The organism is Agrobacterium sp. CG160-95, from assembly GCF_053521725.1.
The window spans coordinates 453,497-476,558 of record NZ_JBNWDU010000001.1 but is presented as its reverse complement, the minus strand read 5'-3'; the positions used below and the strand labels follow the sequence as shown (position 1 = coordinate 476,558).

Sequence of the window (23,062 nt, the reverse complement as noted above, 5' to 3'; positions counted from 1 at the left end):
CGCTTGCGGCCGCGTTCCGGCCTGTCGCTGACGATTGTGTCGCGCAATGCGTTGCGCCGCCTTGACGGAAATCAAGACGGCGCACAGGCATTGTCTGGAATAGGGGAGTTGGCGAATGTTCGCCGGGTATTATCCTTTCAGAATACGCCCGACGATATCGCTGACATCCGTCGAAAGACCTTTTGCTTCGGCGATCGTCGAAAGTGCTGCCTTGGCGTGTTCGGCGCGGCTTGCTTCCAGCGACCGCCAGGAGCGCATGGAGGTGAGAATGCGCGCGGCAAGCTGCGGGTTACGCTTGTCGATGGCTATGATCTGCTCGGCGAGGAACCGGTAAGCGGCACCATCGGCGCGGTGGAAACCGGTCGGGTTGGAGAAGGCGAGCGTGCCCACCAGCGACCGTACCCGGTTGGGATTGGAGGCGATGAAGTGTTTCGACGTCATCAGCGCCTTGATACGTTCCAGCGCGCCGTCGCCGGGAATGGCGGCCTGCAGCGAGAACCATTTGTCGAGAACCAGCGCATTGTCGGCAAAGCGGGCTTCGAAGGCGGCAAGCGCCTCCTTTGTCTCCGTGCTGTCGGGGAAACGTTGGGTCAGTACACCAAGCGCATGCGCAAGATCGGTCATGTTGGTGGCGCTGGCATAGGCCTTTGCCGCCCTGTCAGGCGTTCCCTCAGCAAAAGCAAGGAAGCTCAACGCGCCGTTGCGAAGCGAACGCCGTCCGGCGCTGTCGGCATCGGGGCTGTAGGCTTCACCATTGCCGTCGCTGTCGGCGAGCCCGCGGAGCGTTTCGAGACCGGCCGTGGCAATGGCCTTGATCGTCGCGTTGCGGGCCTTGTGGATGGCGTCCGGGTCGGTATTGCCGCCCAGTTCGCGAGCGATGTCCGTTTCGCTCGGCAGCGCCAGCGCCTGTGCGCGGAAAGCGGGTTCAAGCGAAGCGTCGCCGACGATTTCGATCAGCGTTGCGATAAGGTCGGCGTCCGAGCGTACTTCTTGGCCGTTCTGCACGGCCCTGGTGGCGGCAATCAGCGCCGGCAAAGCGAGATCGGTAAGCGCCTGGAAACGGGCAAACATATCCGTCTCGTGCCGGGCAACCTGCACCAGATCGGCAGCACTCTGTTCGAAATGCAGGTTGATCGGCGCCGAGAAGCTGCGGTTGAGCGACAGCACTGGGCGCGATGAAACGCCGGAGAAGGAGAATGTCTGGTTGCGTTCGGTCAGATGCAGCACGCCGTCACGGTATTCGCCGCCCGTAACAGCCTGCGGCTCGGCGATCTGGCCATTGTCGAGAATCAGCGCCAGCGACAGCGGAATATGACGCGGTTGCTTCACCGGTTGGCCGGGCGTTGGTGCGACGGTCTGTTCCAGCGTCAGCCTGAAGGTCGCCTTGGCGGCATCGTAGGCGGAGGAAACGGAGACGAGCGGCGTGCCGGCCTCGGTGTACCACAGCGAAAACTGCGACAGGTCGCGGCCGCTGGCATCGGCAAAACTCTTGACGAAATCCTCAACAGTCGCCGCTTCGCCGTCATGACGTTCGAAATAAAGGTCCATGCCTTTCTTGAAGTCGTCTTCGCCAAGGATCGTGGCGATCATGCGGGTGACTTCGGCGCCCTTTTCATAAACGGTCGTCGTGTAGAAGTTGTTGATTTCGCGATAGGTATCGGGGCGTGGCGGGTGGGCCAGCGGACCGGAATCCTCTGGAAACTGCTCCGATTTCAGGTGACGCACATCGGCGATGCGCTTGACCGGGCGCGAGCGCATGTCGGCGGAAAATTCCTGGTCACGATAGACCGTCAGGCCTTCTTTCAGGCACAGCTGAAACCAGTCGCGGCAGGTGATGCGGTTGCCGGTCCAGTTGTGGAAATATTCATGCGCGATGATGCGCTCGATATTGGCGTAGTCCGCGTCGGAGGCGGTTTCCGGGTCGGCCAGCACGAATTTGTCGTTGAAGACGTTGAGACCCTTGTTCTCCATCGCGCCCATGTTGAAATCGGACACGGCGACGATCATGAAGATATCGAGGTCGTATTCACGGCCGAAGCGTTCCTCATCCCACTTCATCGAGCGCTTCAGCGCATCCATGGCATAGGCCGCGCGGGGCTCCTTGCCATGCTCGACATAGATCTTCAGCGCCACTTCGCGGCCGGAAAGGGTGGTGAACGTGTCTTCCACCACGCCGAGATCGCCGGCGACAAGCGCAAAGAGATAGCTGGGTTTCGGGTGCGGATCGAACCAGGCTGCAAAGTGGCGGCCTTCATCGTAATTGCCGCCGCCGAGGAAGTTGCCGTTCGACAACAGCAGCGGATTGCCCTCCTTCGCGGCGATGATCGTCACCGTATAGGGTGCCAGAACATCGGGCCGGTCCGGGAAATAGGTGATGCGGCGGAAACCTTCCGCCTCGCACTGGGTGCAATAAACGCCGTTGGTGCGGTAAAGCCCCATCAGCTGCGTATTGACCTGCGGGTTGATGTAATTGGTGACACAGATCTCGAAGGGCGTCTCCGCAGGCAGATCGCGGATCGTCAGGCTATCGGGCGTCGCGTCATATTGGCTTGCGGGAATGTCCACCTGATCAAGCAGCAGGCCCGAAAGCGTCAACTCGTCGCCATCGAGAACGAGCGGCGCTGACACATCGACGCCCTCTCGGCGATGAAAGATCAGACGGGCTTCGACCTTGGTATTCTTGGGGTCGAGTTCGAAGGTGAGATCCACCCGCTCCAGAACGAAATCGGTGGGGCGGTAATCTGCCAGGTGAACGATCTGGCCCGTGTCTGTTCGCATGACTGTTCCTGAATAACTTTGTCGTTGTCCTCCGGGCATCATGTCGTCATAAGGCCCGGATGTAAAATAGGTAGAGTATTCGTCACAATCATGTGCGCATCGGGAGGACGTTCTGTCCTGCCATGGAAGGCTTTGCCGGCCCTGCAGACGATCCTGCCGCTGCCGGACCTGCGGACCATGCCAGCAAATGTTGAACGATTGCTGAAATTGTATTTTATTTTCTTCAAATTTTAGCGCGTGTCGCTTTTGGTCTGATTCTCACGTCGCCATCAGGGCTGAATGCCTGAACAATGGGGTGAGGAGGCCACAAGCCAGGGAAAGCAATCCTGCGCCTCACCAGATCAACGGAATTCATGGGTAAATAACATTTTTTGTTGTAAAGCGCTTCGGGAATGCTCTAGCCTTGGGCAAATCCAATTCCCCCGCGTCGTCCTCCCCCGCATGAACAATCTCCCGATGGCGTGTTTGCGCAGCCGATATGAGTAACTGCCGATGAACGCCGAACCGACAAATCCCTTTCGGGGGATAAGCCTGAAGCTGATTTCGGTTGGCTTTTTTCTGGTGATGCAGACTTGTATCAAGGCCTCCGGTCCCGATGTGCCGGCCGGTCAGATCACTTTCTTCCGCTCCGCTTTTGCCATCATCCCCATCGTCGTTTATCTTGCCTGGCTGCATGCGCTGACGAGCGCGCTGCACACCAACAATCTCATCGGCCATTTCAAGCGCGGGTTTCTCGGCATTCTCTCCATGGCCTGCGGGTTTTACGGGCTGACGCTGCTGCCGTTGCCGGAATTCATCGCCATCGGTTATGCCTCACCGCTGCTGGCCGTCGTGTTCGCCGCCTTCATCCTGCGCGAGAAGGTGCGCATCTACCGCTGGAGCGCGGTTTTCGTTGGCATGATGGGCGTGCTGGTTATCCTGTGGCCGAAGATGACCCTGTTGCGTGAAGGCGGTTTTGCTGCGGGCGAGGGGCTGGGCGCGATTGCCGTGCTCTGCGGGGCAGCACTTGGCGGTCTCGCAATGATCCAGGTGCGGCAACTGGTGGAAACGGAAAAGACGCCGACCATCGTTCTCTATTTCTCGCTCACGGCCACCTTGCTGTCGCTCGTCAGCGTACCCTTCGGCTGGAGCGCTCTGGATACCAAGCAGGCCGTGCTGTTGATCACCAGCGGCATTTGTGGCGGCGTTGCACAGATCTTCCTGACGGAGAGCTATCGCCACGCGGAGGTCTCCACTATCGCGCCCTTCGAATACAGCTCCATCGTTTTCGGGATAGCGGTCTCCTATATCCTGTTCGGAGACATTCCAACGCTCACCATGCTGATCGGCACGGCAATCGTGATTTTCGCCGGCATCTTCATCATTTTCCGCGAGCACCAGCTGGGCCTGGCGAGACGCGCGGCACGCAAGGCCTCCACGCCGCAGGGGTAACGCACCAAATTTGGCGGAGGTCGCAAACATGCGGCATCGTCGGCGCCAGAGCCGTTGTCGTTTCGTCGCCTAGTCCCGCAAATGCAAAAGGCGCCTTCCCGAAGAAAGACGCCAGCGCGCAATCAAAGATATGGACCGGTTTTACACCGGCCTGAGTGCTCTCAGCGCTCGCGGAAATCCGCAAAGACAGCTGCAGGACGTGTGACGCGAACCTGCTGCATGGCAGCACGTGCGGTCATCTGTTCGTTAGCGGCAGCGCCGAAACGATGGTAACCCTGACTGGAGCGAGGGCCGAGGCCCGCCAGTCGGAGCGTTTCAAAGCCGGAATGTACCGGACGGAAGCGAGTGGTCATTGCCTTGGTTCCTTAAACCGAATTCCTCCCAAGACACAGGCTGGCTTATCGCAGTGCAGCATGGATTCGGCAAGCCGGGTCAGCGCGCCGCTGTTATGCGTAATACGCATGGCTTTTTTCATACTTCGTTTACTCTGAGTAAGAATCAGGCAATCAGCCTTCGGAGATTTTTGCCTTAAACGCCAATAAATCCTGCCATGCCAATGACTTGCTGGCAGGTGCGTTTAGAAGTTCCTGCGGATGCAGGCTCGCCAGCGCCGGTAAAACCAGATGCCCGGCTGCGACATCACGCCACTGTCCGCGCAGCGTATGGATCGTTCCGGTGCCGCCGAAAAAGAAACGTGCGGTCAAGTTGCCAAGAAGCAACAGGTGTTTCGGCTCCGCAAGTGCGATCTGGCGCTCGATGAAGGGGCGGCAAATATCCATTTCGGCCTGAGTCGGCGGGCGGTTGCCCGGTGGACGCCAGGGCACGACATTGCCGAGCATGATGCGTGTGCGGTCAAGGCCGATAGCGGCCAGCATACGGTCGAGCAGCAGCCCGGTCTTGCCGGCAAAAAGCTGGCCCTCGCGGTCATCATCCGCATCCGGCATCGGGCCGATCACCATGACGGCGCAAGCAGGGTCGCCTTCGGTGAATACCGTGTTGCGGGCGCTGTTCTTGAGGTTGCAGCCGCTGAAACCCTCAAGCGCGATTTTCAGTTCGGAAAGCGACCTTGCGCTTTCAGCCGCAAAACGGGCAGCCGCCACGGCCTGTTCGTCCGGCATGGCAACATTCTGCTGAAGTGCCGGAGCAGGCGGCGCGCCTCTCGTCGGCGCGCTGCGACCTGCCGTCTGCCGCTGCGGAGCATCGGCACGACGCTCCGTGCCGCTGTCCATCTGGTGTGCGGGCGCAGAACTTTCCTGACGCGCTGCCGGTCGGGCAGGGCGGGAGGCGGCAAATTCGGCGAAACGGTCAACAGGTCCGTCTTCCAGCAACCAGTCCACGCCCGCATCCGCATGGAAATGCAGAAGCGCGGCGAGTTCGGCCGGGGAGAGGTCGTGAGCGGCGATCATGGGGTGAAATTATCCCATGTTCCCCGCCCGGGGAACCCGTAAATCACGCTGTCCAGCGCTGAATGTCACCGCTTTCGCCGATCATGGCCAAACCATGGGCAATCGAGAGCAGCTCGCCGCCGGTTTCGATCCGGTCCGCGTCGAAGCGACGGGTGAAAAGCTCGCGCACCGCCGGCACGAAGGAGGTGCCGCCGGTGAGGAACACCTTGTCGATTGCCTCAGGCGCGACTTGCGTCTTCTCCAGAACTTCGTCCAGCGCGCCCTCGATCTTGGCGAGGTCGTCGGCGATCCAGTTGTTGAAGTCGCTGCGCTTGACCATTTTGCGGCCGGCCTTGCCGAGCGGCGCGAAGTTGAATTCCGCTTCTTCGGCCGAGGAAAGCGCCATCTTGGTGGCGGAAATCGACTGATAAAGCGGATAACCCTCGTCATGCTCCACGAGATCGATGAAGAGTTCGAGCTTGTCCGGCTCCAGCGCCGAGCGCACCAGCGATTTCAGATCGGTGAATTCCTTCGAGGTCTTGAAGATCGACAGCTGGTTCCAGCGACCGAAATTCACGTAGTAGCCGGAAGGCACGTCCAGCACCTTGTCGAAGCTCTTGAACTTGCTGCCCTTGCCGATTTCCGGCGAAACCAGATTGTCGATCATGCGGAAGTCGAAATGGTCACCGGCGACACCGACGCCTGAATGGCCGATGGGGGTGGCGGAGAGCTTGCCGGCATGGCTCTCGAAGCGGATCAGCGAATAGTCGGTGGTGCCGCCGCCGAAATCCGCCACCAGCACATTGGCGTCCTTCTTCAGGCTCTGGGCGAAATAATAGGCGGCCGCCACCGGCTCGTAGACATAGTGGATTTCCGGAAAACCGGCACGCGTCAGCGCTTCGTTGTAGCGGGAGAGCGCCAGCGTCTCATCCGGATTGCTGCCGGCGAAACGCACGGGGCGACCGGCGATGACGGTCGAGACGTCGCTTGGCCACTCTGCGCCCGCATAGGTTTTCAGCTTGCGCAGGAACACGTCCATCAAATCCTCGAAGCTCTGGCGCTTGGCGAAGATCAACGTACCCTGGAAGAGCGGCGAGGCCGCAAATGTCTTGATCGACTGAAGGAAGCGGCAATCGCCCGCATTGTCGATGAATTGCCTGATGGCTGCGTGGCCCGCTTCCACGTGCAGGGCAGCCGCACCAAGGCCCGAATCCTTCATGAAGGAGAGCGCGGTGCGCATGCTGTCATCCGTGCCAGCGCTGCTGGTAAACTGCATGGAGCGGCTTTCGCCGCCGCCGTAGGAAAGAGCCATGACCGTGTTGGTCGTGCCGAAATCGAGGCCCAGTGCCCGCTTTTGCGTCATCGCCATATCCTTGTCGCCGATAGAAATGCTCGCCCGGCCCAAAGGCGGCCCGGCGTGAGAATAAGGGACGCATTTGGCATCCCGATGTCAGAGGAGGGCGGTTGATTGCACAGGCCCGGCAGAATGGCAAGCGCCAGTTCTCGGTTTATTAAAACATTAGAATAAAGTAATTTTCCGTTATAAATACAGTTTTGCGATGCAAATTAAATATTTTTTCGCAATCGCAAAGTATAGATAAAGGCTATATCCTCAGGGAGCTTTCTTAATTGTAGCTGTCGCGTTGTAACCCGGAAGTCCAGATGTCCCGCAAGCAGGCATGTTCCGCCCTCCAAGATGTGCCGCCCGGGCCGGAGGTCCTCATTCGCGGCGACGTGGAAATTTTCCATTCCCAGCTTATGAACCTCATGGCGTCATCGCAGCAGGGTTATGCCCTTTTCGATGGCAGCGATGAGTTGCGCTTTGCCAATGCGGCCTTCCGCGAGGCGCTGGGCATGGCTCCGGACGGTTTTCCGAACTGGATGGAGCTTATGCGCGGCGGGTATCGCAGCTCGACAGGAACGGCGGTCGAAACCACCGATTTCGAACTGTGGTTGCGCTCGGCGCGGACAAGGCGCGGCAAGTTGCCTTACCGCACCATCGAAACCAGCCTGAATGATGGACGCTGGATGCTGACGACGGAAACGACGCTGCCGGGCGGCTGGATGTTGTGTGTCGTGACCGATGTTTCCGAGCTTGGCATCCAGTTGCGCGATCTGCGGCAGGAACGCGACAGGGCGCTGAAATCGGCGCTGAGCGACGAACTCACGGGCCTCGGCAACCGCCGCTATGCCATGGATATCCTCAACCAGATGCTTGGCCCCAACAAGGCGCAGGCGCTTGCGGTGATCATCATGGATATCGACCATTTCAAGGCGGTGAACGACCGTTTCGGGCATGCCTGCGGCGATCTCGTCCTCAAGGATTTCGCCACCCGGCTTTCCGCCGCGATCGGCCGGGACGATCTGGTGGGGCGGATCGGCGGTGAGGAGTTTTTGCTCGTTCTCAGCGGGTCGCGAATGCTGAGCGCGGAAAGCACTATGCAGAAGCTGCTGGCGACGTTGACCGAGGCATCGCCGCTGAGCGATGTGCCGGATTTCCGTTACAGCTGTTCGGCCGGCATTGCCTTTGCCGATCCCGGCGAGAGCGCGAGCGATGTGCTGCGCCGCGCCGACACGGCACTCTATGAAGCCAAGAATACCGGCAGAAACCGCTTCGTAGTCTACGGAGCGGCCTCTTGACCGCTCCGGCGTCGCACCGGCGTCAGTTCGATTTCGCCGCGCCGCCATCCACCCGCAGCATTGTGCCGGTGATGTAGCTTGCCGGAACCGAGCAGAGGAAAGCCCCGGCGGCGGCGAATTCTTCCACCGTGCCAAGCCTGCCTGCCGGAATGCTCTTGACCGAAGCCTCGCGGATTTCCTCCATGCTTTTACCCAGGCGCTTGGCATTGGCGCCATCCAGCTCGTCGATGCGGTCGGTATGGATGCGGCCGGGCAGAAGAAGGTTGGAGGTGATGCCGAAACCGGCCACTTCGCTCGACAATGTCTTGCTCCAGCCCACCAGCGCCCCACGCAGCGTGTTGGAGAGCGCCAGATTGGGGATGGGTTCGAACACGCCGGAGGAGGCAACGGTCAGGATGCGGCCAAAGCCCTGTTCCTTCATCTGCGGCAGCAGCGCATTGGTGAGCGTGATGACGCGCAGCACCATCGACTGGAAGAAGCTCTCCAGCTTCTCGGTCGTGATCTCCTGCGCAAGACCCGGCGTCGGGCCACCGGTGTTGTTGACGAGAATGTCAATGCCGCCGAGCTTGTCGTTCACGGCCTGAACCATGGCCTCGACGAAATTGTCATCGCCAAGATCGCCCCGCACCCAGTCGGCCTTGCCCTTGCCGAGTGCATTGATCGTCTTGCAGTTCGCGTCCAGCTTTTCGCTGCTTCTGCCAACGAGAAGAACATTCACGCCTTCATTCGCCAGCGCCGTGGCGATGCCCAGCCCAAGGCCGCGAGAGGAGGCGAGAACGAGGGCGCGTTTGCCGGAAATGCCGAGATCCATGGGTTTTGTCCTGTCTTGTTTGCAGCAGATCAAAGAATCGAAGCGTGACTACAGGCGAAAACCTTCCACAGTTTTCGCTATCCCGCTCCATCTGTGCTGTTTATAGGAAGGCGGCGCCCGCTTTTGAAGGTTAAATACGCGTCATGACCGAACAATCTCTGCTGAAATTCTCAATTGCCATCACGGTTCTTCTGGCCGCGTTCGGCATTGGTGCAGGCCTGTTTTCCGGCTCTTTCGCGGTGGTGTTCGATGGCGTTTATGCCCTGACGGATGCCTTCATGACGGTGCTGGCGCTACTGGTGGCGCGGCTGATCGCGGCTTCCGCCGCCCCGCGGCCCGGTGGCCGGCTGGCAGAGCGTTTCACCATGGGCTTCTGGCATCTGGAGCCGATGGTCCTCGGCCTCAACGGCACGCTTTTGATGGGCGCTGCGATCTATGCCCTGATCAACGCCATCGACAGCCTGATGGACGGCGGCAGATCGATCGAGTTCGATTACGCCATCATCGTCACCTTCGTCAGCTTTGCCGTTTCGCTCATCATGGCATGGTTCGTCAAACGCCAGAACCGCAGAATGAAATCGGCCTTCGTGGCGCTGGACGCCAAAAGCTGGCTGATGAGCGCGCTCCTGAGCGCAGCCCTGTTCCTCGCCTTCGCCATCGGCTACGGGCTGACGGGAACGGCGCATCAGTGGATCGCGCCCTATATCGACCCCGCCGTTCTGGCGCTGGTCTGCCTCATCATCATTCCCATGCCGCTCGGCAATGTGAAGCAGGCGCTCGCCGACATCCTTCTGGTGACGCCGTTTGAATTCAAGCAGCATGTGGACAGGGTAGCGGCCGAAACCGTCGAAAAATTCGGCTTCGCCTCGCACTATTCCTATGTCGCCCGCGTGGGCCGAGGCCGCCAGATCGAACTCTTCTTCATCGTCCCGAAAAACTGGCCACCCCGGCGTCTCGAAGAATGGGACGCGATCCGCGACGAGATCGGCGATGCACTCAGCGGCGAGGGGACGGATCGGTGGCTGACGATTGTGTTTACGACGGATGAGGAATGGGCGGTTTGAACGGGATGTTTGATTTTAGCTGCTTGCGGTACTCATCCTGATTCGCAAGTAGAGGACTTTCGAAATTTTAGACAAAAAGAAATAGGTGCCCGAAAATCGGCGTTCTGAGCATTTTCCCGGTGCTAGTCGTTTCCAGGTAACGGCTGCGGCCTTTAGAACAGGCGACGGCTGATCGAAATGAGCGAAAGCTCAAAGATAGCACACGGGAGACACCAAAATGAGCAATCAGATTGAACGTGCAGAAAAGTTTCGAAGCTTGCACATTCCGGGCGATCCCATCGTCCTTTATAACATCTGGGATGCAGGAAGCGCGATGGCCGTTGCCCGTAGCGGTGCGAAGGCCATTGCAACCGGAAGCTGGTCCGTTGCTGCCGCGCAAGGCTATTCGGATGGTGAGGAGATGCCGCTTGATGACGCACTGGCGGTCGTCGCTCGAATAATGAAATGCATCGATCTGCCTCTCACTGTGGATTTTGAAGGCGGTTATTCGAGTGATGCTGCAACGGTCAGGCGCAACGTAGGTCGTCTGCTCACCCTCGGTGTCATCGGATTGAACTTCGAGGATCAGGTGGTGCACGGGACGGGCCTCTATGATGTCGATTATCAGGTGGACCGGCTTCGAGCTATTCGCAGCGCTGCCGAAGACCACCGTGTCCCGGTCTTTATCAATGCGAGAACGGACGTGTTTCTCAAGGCAGATGAGGGCATCGATCATGCGGTCTTGCTGGATGAGGTGCTCGCTCGCGGGGCAGCCTATAAGGCGGCAGGAGCAGATGGTTTTTTCGTGCCCGGGCTAAAAGACAAAAAGCTGATCAAAGAAATATGCGACCGCACGACTTTACCGGTCAATGTTATGATATCGGGCGACCTGAAAGATATACGAGAGCTGGCAGACCTTGGTGTGGCCCGGATCAGTTTTGGCCCCACGCCATACATCAAAGTTGCCGGAGACTTGGAAAACAGCGCACGCGTTTTTGCCTGAAAGCAACTCTTGTACTGACCTGATCTCGTCATTGCTGAGGTCAGAGTCGGAAGAGCGGCGTTAGCCCGGCTGGGTCGGCCTTGGCGGAAAAACACTTTGCAGCTCGAGTTTTCGGCCGACTGGATGGCTGGGAGTGCGAGCTGCAATGAATGGCGGGAAGCGTCCTGACCGCCCTGGCGACTTAGGCTCGGTGCAATCCTTGGAATTGGCAATCCTTTGCCATCAAATAATGACAAACCTTGACGCCCACCCACTCAACTCCTATTCTCAATCTTACGTGCACGTAAAAGTAATAAAATACTCATCAGGTTGTCTGACAATTGAGTGGCGTGCGACATGTTTTGCCGCTATGGAAGCTCGACAAAGGCGTCGTGCTTTGCGAAGACAGGCTAGGGCGAATGTGTTGTCGCAGACTGACTTTTCGGCCAGTGCAGGCAACACGGTGCGAATGCCGGAAGCGGATATAACAACAGCCGGATGGGACCGGCGAGGTGAGAGGACAAGATGACGGAAGCGATGGAACTGCCGGAACGCGAAGCGATGGAATTCGACGTTGTGATCGTCGGTGCGGGTCCTGCGGGCCTTGCCGCCGCGATCCGTCTGAAGCAGGTCGAGCCGGAGCTTTCGGTCGTCGTTCTGGAAAAGGGTGCTGAAGTCGGCGCGCATATTCTCTCAGGTGCCGTGGTTGATCCCATCGGCATCGACCGGCTTCTGCCCGGCTGGCGTGAGGAAGGGGGGCATCCCTTCAAGACCGAGGTCAAAGACGACCAGTTCATGTTCTTAGGCCCTGCGGGCTCCATCCGTCTGCCGAACTTCATGATGCCGCCGCTCATGAACAATCACGGCAATTACATCGTCTCGCTTGGGCTGGTCTGTCGCTGGCTGGCGGAAAAGGCGGAAGCGCTCGGCGTCGAGATCTATCCGGGCTTTGCCGCCACCGAAGTGCTTTATAATGAAGAAGGCGCAGTGATCGGTGTCGCCACCGGCGATATGGGTATCGAGAAGAACGGTGAACCCGGCCCCGCCTTCACGCGCGGCATGGAGCTGCATGGCAAATATGTGCTGATCGGCGAAGGTGTGCGCGGTTCGCTCGCCAAGCAGCTGATTTCCAGGTTTGACCTTTCGAAAGATCGCGAACCGCAGAAATTCGGCATCGGCATCAAGGAACTCTGGCAGGTCAAGCCGGAACACCACAAACAGGGCCTCGTGCAGCACTCCTTCGGCTGGCCGCTCGGTTTCAAGACCGGCGGCGGCTCGTTCCTCTATCATCTGGAGGACAATCTCGTCGCCGTCGGCTTCGTGGTGCATCTCAATTACAAGAACCCCTATCTTTATCCGTTTGAGGAATTCCAGCGCTTCAAGACGCATCCGGCCATCCGCGACACTTTCGAGGGCGGCAAGCGCATTTCCTATGGCGCGCGCGCGATTACCGAGGGCGGTTACCAGTCGGTGCCGAAGCTGACTTTCCCCGGCGGCGCGCTGATCGGCTGTTCGGCCGGTTTCGTCAATGTGCCGCGCATCAAGGGCAGCCACAATGCGGTGTTGTCGGGCATGCTGGCGGCGGAAAAGATCGCCGCGGCTATTTCCGCCGGTCGCGCCCATGATGAAGTGGCCGAGATCGAGGCGGAATGGCGCGACGGCGATATCGGCAAGGACCTGAAGCGTGTGCGCAACGTCAAGCCGCTGTGGTCGAAGTTCGGCACGCTTGTTGGCGTCGGTCTTGGCGGTCTCGACATGTGGACCAACCAGATGTTCGGTTTCTCTGTTTTCGGCACGCTGAAACACGGCAAGACGGATGCGCAGAGCCTTGAACCGGCCTCCAAACATAAGCCGATCGCCTATCCGAAACCGGACGGTGTTCTGACCTTCGACCGGCTGTCATCGGTGTTCCTGTCCTCCACCAACCATGAGGAAGACCAGCCGGTGCATCTTCAGGTGAAGGATATGGACTTGCAGAAGCGTTCCGAACACGACGTCTATGCCGGTCCCTCGACACGTTATTGTCCTGCCGGCGTTTATGAGTGGGTGGAGAAGGACGGTGAGGAGGTCTACGTGATCAACGCGCAGAACTGCGTGCACTGTAAGACCTGCGATATCAAGGACCCCAACCAGAACATCAACTGGGTTCCGCCGCAGGGTGGCGAAGGGCCGGTTTACGCCAATATGTGATCGTGGTGCTGGTCTGCCGGCAACCTTCGTCTTGCCCGGGCTAGTCCAGGGCATCTGCAACCGATTGATTTCACGATACGTGGTTGGATCCTCGCGACGAGCGAAAGGATGACGTCGCGTGCGCGAGGCATCGAAAGTCTCGTCCCCCCTAGTATTTGTGGATTGCCCTTCGATTTCTTACATATAGGATGTTGGGGTGTTGTAGCTTTGCATGGTCCATGGATTGTGGGTCAGGAATGCGGTAACGCCTTGAATGTGCATATGTTGCGTTTGGGCCGTCGCCCGGCGGCAGGAGTGATGGAATGTCCGGCTTTCAGAGGCTGAATATCGTGCGGAATACAAGGATCGTCGCCGGTCTGGCGGCAGGTATGGTAGTTGCCGTTTCGCTCAGTGGCAGCCCGCTGATGGCCGCCAGCTGCCGCGCCGACGCCATGGCCGGCATCGACTGGCGCGAATGCAACAAGCGGCTCCTGATGCTGGGCGGCAGCAACCTCGATTCGGCGATGCTGTACGGCACGGATTTCACCTATACGGATTTGCGCGGCTCCTCGCTGAAGGGCGCCAATCTTGAAAAGGCGAAACTCATCCGGACGGCTCTTGGAGAGGCGAACCTGCAGGGCGCCAACCTGACGAAGGTGGAAGCCTACCGCAGTGACTTTTCCGCCGCCGACGCCACCAGCGCAAAATTCATCAATGCGGAAATGCAGCGGACCAATTTCAACAAGGCCAAGCTGGACGGCGCGGATTTTACCAAGGCTGAACTCGGGCGTGCCGAGTTTCAAGATGCCAGCCTGTCCGGCTCGAAATTTTCGCTGACCAATCTGTCGCGTGCCAGCTTCCAGGGCGCAAAGCTCGGCGGCGCGGTGGATTTTGCCAACGCCTTCCTGCTGTTGACCCGCATAGAGGGGGTCGATCTTTCCGCCGCCACCGGCCTTGAGCAGAAACAGATCGACATCGCCTGCGGCGACGCCAAGACAAAACTGCCGAGCGGCCTGACGACGCCTGCCGCATGGCCATGCCCGGAAGATCCGGAAGACGATTGACCGGGAAGGGCGCGCTTTATCAGGCGCGCACCTCCCACTTCGTGTGACGTGAAGATCAAAAGCCCGAAAGCACGATCTTGCCCTTGGCCGTGTTGCTTTCAATCAAGGCGTGGGCCTTGATGAGGTTTGCGGCGTTGATGGTGCCGAAAACCTCGGTCAACGTCGTCTTGATCTTGCCGGCATCGACCAGTTCCGCAACGTGATTGAGCAGCTTGTGCTGTTCGATCATGTCAGGCGTCTGGAAAACCGCGCGGGCGAACATCATTTCCCAATGGATTGAAACGCATTTGCGCTTGAACGCCATGGCGTCGAAACCGCCGGCCGGATCGTCGATCAGCGCAAAACGGCCCTGCGGCGCAATGGTCGCCACGCTGTCTGCGGCGTGAATGTCGCTATGGGTGGTCGAGAATACGAAGCCCGGTGCACCAAGGCCAAGCGCTTCCACCTGCGGGGCAATCGGCTTGCTGTGATCGACGACATGATGCGCGCCGAGGTCTTTGGCCCATTGCATCGTTTCCGGCCGCGAAGCCGTGGCAATGACGGTGAGATCGGTCAGTGCGCGCAGAAGCTGGATGGCAATCGAGCCGACGCCGCCGGCGCCACCGATCACCAGAACGGCATTTGCCGCACCCGGAACGGGCTCTGTCACCCGCAGCCGGTCGAACAGCGTCTCGTAGGCCGTGATCGCGGTCAGCGGCAGTGCCGCTGCTTCCTCGAAATTCAGCGACTTCGGTTTGGCGCCGACGATGCGCTCATCGACCAGATGGAATTCGCTGTTGGAGCCGGGGCGGTTGATGACACCAGCGTAAAACACCTCGTCGCCGGGCTTGAACAGCGATACCTTGTCGCCGACGGCTTTCACCACGCCCGCCGCATCGAAGCCCAGCACGCGGGCAGCACCGTTTTCCGGCGCCTGGTTGCGGCGAACCTTGGTGTCAACAGGATTGACCGAAACGGCCTTCACCTCCACCAGAATATCATGCCCCGTCGCCTCCGGCTGCGGCAGGTCGAGGTCGATAAGGGCATCCGTTGCGGTAATGGGCTGGCTCGTCTTGTAACCGATGGCGCGCATGAACAGTCTCCTTTACTTGTTTGCGTGCCTCTTACTTGATACATATGAACATCGATCGCAAGAATGCACATTTTGTGATGATACATACAAAAAGGATACTGTGATGTCGCGACCGCGCGCCAAGCTTACCGGCAATTTTCCGGGCTGCCCGGTGGAGTCTGCCTTGAGTTTTCTCGACGGCAAATGGAAAGGCGTGATCCTCTATCACCTCATCAACGAGGGCACCCTGCGCTTTAACGAGTTGCGCCGCCACATCCCAAGCGTCACCCAGCGCATGCTCACCAAGCAGCTGCGGGAACTGGAAGAGGCGGGCCTGATTTCGCGCACCGTCTTCCCGGTTGTGCCGCCGCGCGTGGACTATGCGCTGACGCCACTTGGCGAAACCATGAAGCCGGTGATCTCGGCGCTGAAAAGCTGGGGCGACGCCCATGTTGTGTGCAAGAACGGTGCGAAATACACCCTTCATCCCGAGGCTGCGGAGAAGGCGGCCTGAAAAATAACGGGTAAAACCAAGCCCTCCCGCACTTCTTTTTCATGGTGCGATGCAACACGGATTTGCCCGGTTTGATGCATAATGCTGCGAATTCGATTCGCAGCAGGGACACCAAATCACATGAGCATCGGTTGGTTGGAGGCCGGATTTCTCGGCCTTTTGCAAGGACTTACGGAATTTCTTCCGGTTTCTTCAAGCGCGCATCTGAGGATAGCCGGGGAGTTTCTGCCCTCCGGTGCGGATCCGGGTGCCGCCTTCACGGCGATTACGCAGATCGGCACGGAAGCGGCGGTGCTGGTCTATTTCTGGTCCGATATCATGCGGATCGCCGCCGCCTGGCTCCGGCAGAACCTTCGCCTCGGACCCTATGACAAGTCCGATGCGCGGCTTGGCTGGCTGATCATCGTCGGCTCGGTGCCGATCGTGCTGCTCGGCCTGTTTTTCAAGGATGCCATCGAGCATTCGCTGCGCAATCTCTATATCACCGCCGTAATGCTGATTGTCTTCGGCATCATTCTCGGCGTCGCCGACAGGATCGGCAAGAAGCGCTACAAGCTGAACCAGCTGATCTGGCGTGATGGCATCCTGTTCGGTTTCGCGCAGGCCATGGCGCTCATCCCCGGCGTCTCGCGCTCGGGCGGCACCATCAGCGCCGGCCTGCTGTTAGGCTACACGCGCGAGGCGGCCGCACGATATTCCTTCCTGCTCGCCGTTCCCGCCGTCTTCGGTTCCGGTTTCTACCAGCTGTTCAAAAGCATCGGCGAGGAGAACCCTGTAGGCTGGGGCCAGACGGGGCTCGCAACCCTGATCGCCTTCGTCGTCGGTTACGCCGTGATCGTTGTCTTCCTCAAGCTGGTCTCCACCAAGAGCTACATGCCCTTCGTCTGGTACCGGGTGGTCATCGGCGTCATTCTTTTGGGACTTCTCGGAACGGGCGTTATCAGCGCCGGCGGTTGAGGGGTGGTTGCCCTGTCGAAAACTCTGCAAATGAAAAGGCCCGCTCTTTCGAGCGGGCCTTTTGTGTTTCAGAGCAGCGTGCCGCTGAGGATGACCAGCGCCACCGAGAAGTAGATGACGAGGCCGCTGACATCCACCAGCGTGGCGACGAACGGCGCAGATGCGCTGGCTGGATCCAGCCGCAGACGCTGCAGCAGGAATGGCAACATGGAGCCGGCCAGCGAGCCGAAGGTGACGATGCCGACGAGTGCGGCAAAGACGGTGGCGCCCACCAGCAGCCAGTGGTCGCCATAATCATAAAAGCCTGCCTGCTGCCAGATGGTCAGACGCAGGAAGCCGATGGCGCCGAGAATGCAGCCGAGCGTCAGGCCCGTCGGGATTTCCCGCAGCAGCACCCGCCACCAGTCCGAAAGCTTCAGTTCGCCGAGCGCCAGCGCCCGGATGATGAGCGAGGTGGCCTGCGAACCGGAGTTGCCGCCTGATGACATGATGAGCGGTATGAACAGAGTCAGCACGACGGCTTTTTCCAGCTCGCCTTCAAAATGCTGCATAGCGCTTGCCGTCAGCATTTCACCCAGGAACAGGGCAGCCAGCCAGCCTGCGCGCTTGCGGATCATGTCCGGAAAGCCCATTGCCATATAGGGCTTGCCGAGTGCTTCCATACCACCGAACTTGTGAGCGTCTTCCGTGGTGTCGGCGATCATGGTGTCGATCACGTCGTCGACCGTGACGATGCCGAGAATGTGCGAATGATCGTCAACGACGGGAAGCGCCAGAAGGTCGTGCTTGCGGATGAGCCGGGCAACATCCTCCTGCGACATCAAGGGGCTGGCACAGACGATGCCTTCCTTCGATGCGACGGAGAGAATGGAGGCGCCGGCCTCGCCGGTCAGCAGGCGACGCAGCGTCACGACGGTGGACAGCGTTCCGTCCTGCGCCAGCACATAGATGGCATAGACCGTTTCACGCGACCGCTCGACGACGCGGATGTGCGAAAGGGTCTGTTCCACCGTCCAGTTATCCGGCACGCTGACGAATTCCGTGGTCATGATCGAGCCGGCGGTGCGCGGCGGATAACCCATCAGATGTTTGATGGAGAGCGCGGTCGTGCGGTCCAGCCGGGAAAACAGCTTTGCGCGCGGCTCTTCGTCCATTTCCGCCATGACGTCGGCAACGCGGTCGTCAGACATCAGGTTGACGAAGCGGGCGGCCTGGTCAAGCGGAATACCGGCAATGATGGCGGCTGCGTCATGCAGTTCCGGCCGGTCGAGAATGGCGACGGCCTTTGCCTGCGGCATGGCGAGCAGGGCGGCGACTGCCTCATGCGTATCGAGTGTGTTGAGATGCTCGACGCGTTCTGCAATGGTGGTGGAACCGGCATTTCCGCTGCGGAGAAGACGTGCGGCCTTGCTGGCTCTCTGGGAGAGGGTGTGGAAGTTCATGATTGCTCACCTTTCCGTCGATTCGCCGATTACGACGAACGCGGTGGTGAGCCGACAGGTGCCGGATCAGTTCCCGTTCGCCGCTTTCGGCAAAGGCAATCGACTACTACTGTCGCTAGACATCAAATGATGCTCCGTTAAAATCCGCGCTGTGCCGGGTCACGGCCTGCGCGTAACGCCGTGTTGCGCCCGAAACCAAAAAGAGTCAAGCGAGCCGATCGTGAAATTTCCGTAAGGTTTATTGCAGGTGCCGGAACGGGTGTTGCGGCCGCTGAAAAACCGGCTTTCAGCCGGCTTTTGCGCGCCGTTCGACGGTGACGGACACAAGGAAAACGCCAAGCCCGAGAAGCGAAAGAACAGCGCCCACATAACCGGTGGAGGCATATCCATAGCCCATGGCGATGACCATGCCGCCAAGCCATGCGCCGAGCGCGTTGGCGATGTTGAAGGCGGAGTGGTTGGAGGCAGCCGCAAGCGTCTGCGCATCCGCTGCCACATCCATCAGCCGCGTCTGCACGGCGGGGCAGGCGGCAAAACCGCAGCCGATCAGGAAGACGCAGAGACACATCATGAATGGGTCATGCGCCGTCATGCCGAACACGGCCATGACCACCACGTTAAAGGCGAGCATGCCGCCGATCGTGCCGTTGAGCGAGATATCGGCCAGCCGCGAGCCGACCACATTGCCGACATTCATGCCGATGCCGAAGAGGGCGAGGACCATGGAGACGGTGGAAACCGGCATCATCGCGACATCGGTGGTGGTCTTGGCGATATAGCTGAAAACCGAGAACATGCCGCCGAAACCGACCGATGCGATGGCGAGCGTCAGCCACACCTGCACGCGGCGGAAAGCCCCGAGTTCACGCCAAACGCTGGCACCTTCCTCTACCCTGTCGCGCGGCTGGAACAGCCACAGCAGGGCGACTGTCAACAGCCCGATGCCGCCCACCAGCATGAAGGCTGCGCGCCAGGAAAGCATCTGCCCGAAGAAAGTGGCAAGCGGCGTTCCAAGCAGCGTGGCGATGGTGAGGCCAAGCATGACGCGGCCAACGGCGCGGGCACGTTTGTGGATTGGCGCCATGGAGGCAGCCACCAGCGCTGCAACGCCGAAATAGGCGCCGTGCGGCAGGCCGGTGATGAAGCGCAGCACGGTGAAGCTCAGGAAATCGGGTGCGACGGCGCTCAAGATATTGCCGAGTGCGAAAAGTCCCATGAGGCCGAGAAGCAGGGTGCGCCGCGTCATGCGCGCAGCCAGCACCGCGATGATGGGAGCACCGATGACGACCCCCAGTGCATAGGCCGTGATGACGTAACCTGCCTGGGGCACTGTGACGCCATAGGTCGTTGCGACGTCAGGCAGCAGGCCCATGATGGCGAATTCGCCGGTGCCGATGCCGAAACCGCCGGCGGCAAGCGCCAGTTCGATGAGTGCGACGGCAAACGGCGTCAGTGCCACGGCAGGCCTTGCCGCAACAACGGTTTCACTCTCCGCCTCGAGGCGGGCTTCCGACAAATTCGAATGGCTCATTGCGACCTGAAAAGGGGGAGGACCCCACAGAAAAAAGGGCAAGACCGTATGGGAACGGCCTGCCCTGACTGGAGATGCGCGGTCATGAAAATGACCTTAAGTGATATCTAACATGAAATGATGCATTGCGGTAGAGCGATTCTCGGCAAAAGAGCATCTTCACGCGATGGTGTTTGGAACCCTATATAACCCCAAGCATTTACGCGCGGCTGCCTCACAGGATCAGGTTGGAAATATGAAGCTCATTGCAATTTTCAATCGTGACGGCGGCACCTTCCGCACCACGGATATGGACGCCTATTGCGACCACGCCCGCGAGGTCTTTTCCCGCGCCGGCCACACGATCGACTGCCGCGTGGTCTCCGGCAAGGAAGTTGTCGAGGAGATGGAACGCGCCGCCGATGAGCCTGATATCGAAGGCATCATTGCCGGCGGTGGTGATGGAACGATTTCGGCCGCTGCCGGTATCGCCTGGAAACACGGCATCGCGCTCGGTATCGTACCGGCCGGCACCATGAACCTGTTCGCCCGCTCGCTGAAGCTGCCGCTCGATATCCGCCAGGTCCTGGAGACACTGGCGAATGGCGAGATCGCCAATGTCGATATCGCCAGCGCCAACGGCCGTCTTTTCGTCCACCAGTTTTCCGCAGGCCTGCATTCGCGCATGGTGCGCTATCGCAACAATCTCGCCTTCGCCTCCCGCCTTGGCAAGATCAAGGCAAGCGTCCGCGCCGCCATCAGCGTCATTCTCAATCCGCCGGTCTTCGAGGTGGAATATACGGTCAATGGCAAGACGCAGCGCCGCAAGGTGTCAGCAATTTCCGTCTCCAACAATGAATTCGGGCAGAACTCACTTCTGGTCGCGGATAATGTCTCGGGCGGCCATCTCGGCTTCTATCTCACCGATCCCTTGCGCCCCTCGGGCGTCGCAAGGCTCGCTTTCGACATCCTGCGCGGCAAGCTGAAGGAAAACGCTGCTGTAACGGCCACGACCGTTACGGGTGTGGAACTTCATTTCCCCAAGAAGCGCCATGACGTGCGTTGCGTCATCGATGGCGAATTGCTGCCGATGGAGCGCGACGTGGCACTTGAAGTCCATGCCGGCGAATTGAAGGTGCTGGTGGGGCGAGGGGTCTTGGCGTAGCGCACCACCTCCATAACGCTGGAATCGAACCTGCTTAAAGGTAGCGGCGCATTTCTTCTCCCCGGCGGGGGAGAAGAAACAAGCGGCAAGGCCGACTCATCGTCTCGATCCCCCAAAAAACGCCAGTCTTGCCAAATCGAAGCCGCCCGGCCATGTTCGGTTGGGTGCGGCTCCGGAAGGCGCCGTCGTCTTTGCGGGAGTGCGATCTGTCATGAATGAAGTCTCCAAGCCGGTGTCCAACCTTGCCGCCATCGATGCCGCCCATCACCTGCACCCCTTTTCCGATATGGGTAAGCTGAACGCGAGCGGCACCCGCATCATCGAGCGTGCAGAAGGCGTCTTCATCTATGACAGCACCGGCAAGAAGTATCTCGACGCCTTTGCCGGACTGTGGTGCGTCAATATCGGTTACGGACGCCGCGAGATCGCCGATGTCGTGCAGCGCCAGATGAACGAACTGCCCTATTACAACGCCTTTTTCGGCACTACGACACCATCAGCCACACTTCTGGCTCAGAAGATCGCTTCCCGTGCCGGGCCGAAGATGAACCATGTGTTCTTCACCAATTCCGGTTCGGAAGCCACCGACACCTGGTTCCGCATGGCGCGGGTCTACTGGAAAGCGCTCGGCCATCCGACGAAGACCAAGGTGATCGCTCGCCGCAACGGCTATCACGGCTCTACGGTCGCCGGCGCTTCGCTCGGCGGCATGAAGTGGATGCACGAGCAGGGCAATCTGCCGATCGAGGGTATCGCCCATATCGGCCAACCCTATTGGTATGCGGAAGGCGGCGATCTCTCACCCGCGGAATTCGGCCTGAAGGTGGCCCGCGAACTGGAAGCGAAGATAGACGAGCTCGGTGAAGAGAATGTCGCGGCTTTCGTGGCGGAACCCATTCAGGGCGCCGGTGGGGTCATTGTGCCACCGGAAACCTACTGGCCGGAAATCGCCCGCATCTGCAAGGCGCGCAACATTCTGCTGGTGTCCGACGAGGTGATCTGCGGTTTCGGCCGCCTCGGTTCCTGGTTCGGCTACCAGCATTTCGGGGTGGAGCCGGACCTCGCGCCCGTCGCCAAGGGCCTGTCATCCGGTTATCTGCCGATTGGCGGCGTCCTCGTTTCCGACCGCGTGGCGGAGGTGATGTTGTCCGAGGTCGGTGATTTCAACCATGGCTTCACCTATTCCGGCCACCCCGTCTGCGCCGCCGCCGCTCTGGAAAATATTCGTATCATCGAGGATGAGGGGCTGGTGGAACGGGTGCGGGATGATATCGGCCCTTATTTTTCGCAAGGCTGGAAAAGCCTCACCGACCACGAGTTGGTGGGTGAGGCAGTGAATGTCGGCCTCATGGGTGGCCTGCAGCTTGCGGCCGACAAGGCGACCCGCAGGCGTTTTGCCAAGCCGGATGACATCGGCACCGCCGTGCGCAACCATTGCCTGGCAAACGGCCTCGTCATGCGTGCCACCGGCGACCGCATGCTGGCATCACCGGCGCTGACGATCAGCCGCTCGGAGGTGGACCAGATCATCGAGACTCTGCGCAAGGGGCTCGATCACCTGCGCGATACACCAGAGCATTTCCAATAAAGCGCGTAGTTGTTTTTTACGTCCGGGAAATGCGACAAAAACTCTAAGGGAGAAATGAAATGGCAGGACAGGAACATCACTATGCCGTTCAGGTGAAGTGGACCGGCAATCGCGGCAAGGGTACCTCGGGCTACCGTGACTATGAACGCGACTACACGATTTCCACGTCCGGAAAAGCGGATATCGCTGGCTCTTCAGATCCCGCCTTTCGCGGCGATGCCTCCCGCTGGAACCCGGAAGACCTTCTGGTTGCCTCGCTCTCGGCCTGCCACAAGCTATGGTACCTGCATTTCTGCTCCGTCAACGGCATCATCGTTGAAGACTATGTCGACAATGCCGAAGGCACGCTGGTTATGGAAAAGGACGGCGCCGGGCAATTCAGCGAGGTAGTGTTGAAACCGGTCATCACCATCTCGAAGGGTGATCTTGCGCGGGCTGATGAGTTGCACCACGATGCCCACGACAAATGCTTCATCGCCCGGTCGGTGAATTTTCCCGTGCGTGTGGAGGGGACAGTGAAGGTGGTTTGAAA

General features: G+C 59.6%; 19 protein-coding genes. 11 read left to right on the top strand and 8 right to left on the bottom strand.

The features are described 5' to 3' along the window. Positions 1-129: 129 nt before the first annotated feature. The gene (pepN, locus tag ACQZ63_RS02380; protein ID WP_113555903.1) at positions 130-2,778 is read right to left on the bottom strand and encodes an aminopeptidase N; all 2,649 of its coding nucleotides are present in this window, start codon (positions 2,776-2,778) and stop codon (positions 130-132) included. Between the two features lie 492 nt (positions 2,779-3,270). Between pepN and ACQZ63_RS02375 the strand changes: the two genes are divergently transcribed. Further along, positions 3,271-4,209, top strand: coding sequence for a DMT family transporter (locus tag ACQZ63_RS02375; protein ID WP_003512165.1), 939 nt, complete (start codon positions 3,271-3,273; stop codon positions 4,207-4,209). Between the two features lie 161 nt (positions 4,210-4,370). Here ACQZ63_RS02375 and ACQZ63_RS02370 read toward each other — a convergent pair whose 3' ends face one another. From ACQZ63_RS02370 to ACQZ63_RS02360, 3 genes are all read right to left on the bottom strand, one after another. After that, complete coding sequence (locus ACQZ63_RS02370; protein WP_003497027.1) at positions 4,371-4,562, bottom strand: hypothetical protein; 192 nt, start codon at positions 4,560-4,562, stop codon at positions 4,371-4,373. Between the two features lie 153 nt (positions 4,563-4,715). Beyond that, positions 4,716-5,615 (bottom strand): uracil-DNA glycosylase, encoded by a 900-nt coding sequence (locus ACQZ63_RS02365; RefSeq protein ID WP_113555902.1) that lies wholly within the window; start codon positions 5,613-5,615, stop codon positions 4,716-4,718. 43 nt (positions 5,616-5,658) lie between these two features. Then, entirely contained in the window at positions 5,659-6,957 is a 1,299-nt protein-coding gene (locus ACQZ63_RS02360; RefSeq protein ID WP_113556035.1) for an Hsp70 family protein, read from the bottom strand. A gap of 299 nt (positions 6,958-7,256) precedes the next feature. Here ACQZ63_RS02360 and ACQZ63_RS02355 point away from each other — a divergent pair, with 299 nt between their 5' ends. Continuing rightward, positions 7,257-8,234, top strand: coding sequence for a sensor domain-containing diguanylate cyclase (locus tag ACQZ63_RS02355; RefSeq protein ID WP_038490403.1), 978 nt, complete (start codon positions 7,257-7,259; stop codon positions 8,232-8,234). Between the two features lie 22 nt (positions 8,235-8,256). Here ACQZ63_RS02355 and ACQZ63_RS02350 read toward each other — a convergent pair whose 3' ends face one another. Further along, positions 8,257-9,045: an SDR family oxidoreductase gene (locus ACQZ63_RS02350; RefSeq protein WP_013635763.1), complete on the bottom strand. Its 789-nt coding sequence runs from the start codon at positions 9,043-9,045 to the stop codon at positions 8,257-8,259. Positions 9,046-9,188: 143 nt separating this feature from the next. On the opposite strand from ACQZ63_RS02350, the gene ACQZ63_RS02345 reads away from it, so the two are divergent. The 4 genes from ACQZ63_RS02345 to ACQZ63_RS02330 all read left to right on the top strand — a co-directional run bounded on the left by ACQZ63_RS02345 (position 9,189) and on the right by ACQZ63_RS02330 (position 14,303). Beyond that, positions 9,189-10,109, top strand: a complete 921-nt coding sequence (locus ACQZ63_RS02345; RefSeq protein ID WP_113555901.1) for a cation diffusion facilitator family transporter — start codon at positions 9,189-9,191, stop codon at positions 10,107-10,109. Positions 10,110-10,326: 217 nt separating this feature from the next. Next, positions 10,327-11,091, top strand: a complete 765-nt coding sequence (locus ACQZ63_RS02340) for an isocitrate lyase/PEP mutase family protein (RefSeq protein WP_065658115.1) — start codon at positions 10,327-10,329, stop codon at positions 11,089-11,091. 504 nt (positions 11,092-11,595) lie between these two features. Next, the gene (locus ACQZ63_RS02335; protein ID WP_113555900.1) at positions 11,596-13,260 is read left to right on the top strand and encodes an electron transfer flavoprotein-ubiquinone oxidoreductase; all 1,665 of its coding nucleotides are present in this window, start codon (positions 11,596-11,598) and stop codon (positions 13,258-13,260) included. A gap of 302 nt (positions 13,261-13,562) precedes the next feature. Continuing rightward, on the top strand, positions 13,563-14,303 hold the full coding sequence (locus ACQZ63_RS02330) for a pentapeptide repeat-containing protein (protein ID WP_013635767.1): 741 nt from the start codon (positions 13,563-13,565) through the stop codon (positions 14,301-14,303). A 55-nt stretch (positions 14,304-14,358) separates the two neighbouring features. Here the strand turns inward: ACQZ63_RS02330 and ACQZ63_RS02325 are convergent, their stop codons facing one another. Further along, positions 14,359-15,375 (bottom strand): zinc-binding alcohol dehydrogenase family protein, encoded by a 1,017-nt coding sequence (locus ACQZ63_RS02325; protein WP_013635768.1) that lies wholly within the window; start codon positions 15,373-15,375, stop codon positions 14,359-14,361. A gap of 103 nt (positions 15,376-15,478) precedes the next feature. Between ACQZ63_RS02325 and ACQZ63_RS02320 the strand changes: the two genes are divergently transcribed. Together ACQZ63_RS02320 and ACQZ63_RS02315 are read left to right on the top strand one after the other, a co-directional pair. After that, on the top strand, positions 15,479-15,868 hold the full coding sequence (locus ACQZ63_RS02320; protein WP_003512185.1) for a winged helix-turn-helix transcriptional regulator: 390 nt from the start codon (positions 15,479-15,481) through the stop codon (positions 15,866-15,868). 120 nt (positions 15,869-15,988) lie between these two features. Continuing rightward, positions 15,989-16,825, top strand: a complete 837-nt coding sequence (locus ACQZ63_RS02315; protein WP_003512187.1) for an undecaprenyl-diphosphate phosphatase — start codon at positions 15,989-15,991, stop codon at positions 16,823-16,825. Between the two features lie 68 nt (positions 16,826-16,893). On the opposite strand, the gene mgtE is transcribed toward ACQZ63_RS02315, so the two are convergent. Together mgtE and ACQZ63_RS02305 are read right to left on the bottom strand one after the other, a co-directional pair. Continuing rightward, a complete protein-coding gene (gene mgtE, locus ACQZ63_RS02310) occupies positions 16,894-18,267 on the bottom strand; it encodes a magnesium transporter (RefSeq protein ID WP_013635773.1) in 1,374 nt (457 codons plus the stop codon). A gap of 286 nt (positions 18,268-18,553) precedes the next feature. Further along, the gene (locus tag ACQZ63_RS02305; protein WP_013635774.1) at positions 18,554-19,798 is read right to left on the bottom strand and encodes an MFS transporter; all 1,245 of its coding nucleotides are present in this window, start codon (positions 19,796-19,798) and stop codon (positions 18,554-18,556) included. 235 nt (positions 19,799-20,033) lie between these two features. Between ACQZ63_RS02305 and ACQZ63_RS02300 the strand changes: the two genes are divergently transcribed. The 3 genes from ACQZ63_RS02300 (at position 20,034) to ACQZ63_RS02290 (ending at position 23,060) form a co-directional block, all read left to right on the top strand. Then, positions 20,034-20,942 (top strand): diacylglycerol/lipid kinase family protein, encoded by a 909-nt coding sequence (locus ACQZ63_RS02300; RefSeq protein ID WP_003512196.1) that lies wholly within the window; start codon positions 20,034-20,036, stop codon positions 20,940-20,942. 211 nt (positions 20,943-21,153) lie between these two features. Next, the gene (locus ACQZ63_RS02295) at positions 21,154-22,530 is read left to right on the top strand and encodes an aspartate aminotransferase family protein (RefSeq protein ID WP_038490419.1); all 1,377 of its coding nucleotides are present in this window, start codon (positions 21,154-21,156) and stop codon (positions 22,528-22,530) included. A 59-nt stretch (positions 22,531-22,589) separates the two neighbouring features. Further along, entirely contained in the window at positions 22,590-23,060 is a 471-nt protein-coding gene (locus ACQZ63_RS02290) for an OsmC family protein (protein ID WP_025592887.1), read from the top strand. Positions 23,061-23,062: the final 2 nt, after the last annotated feature.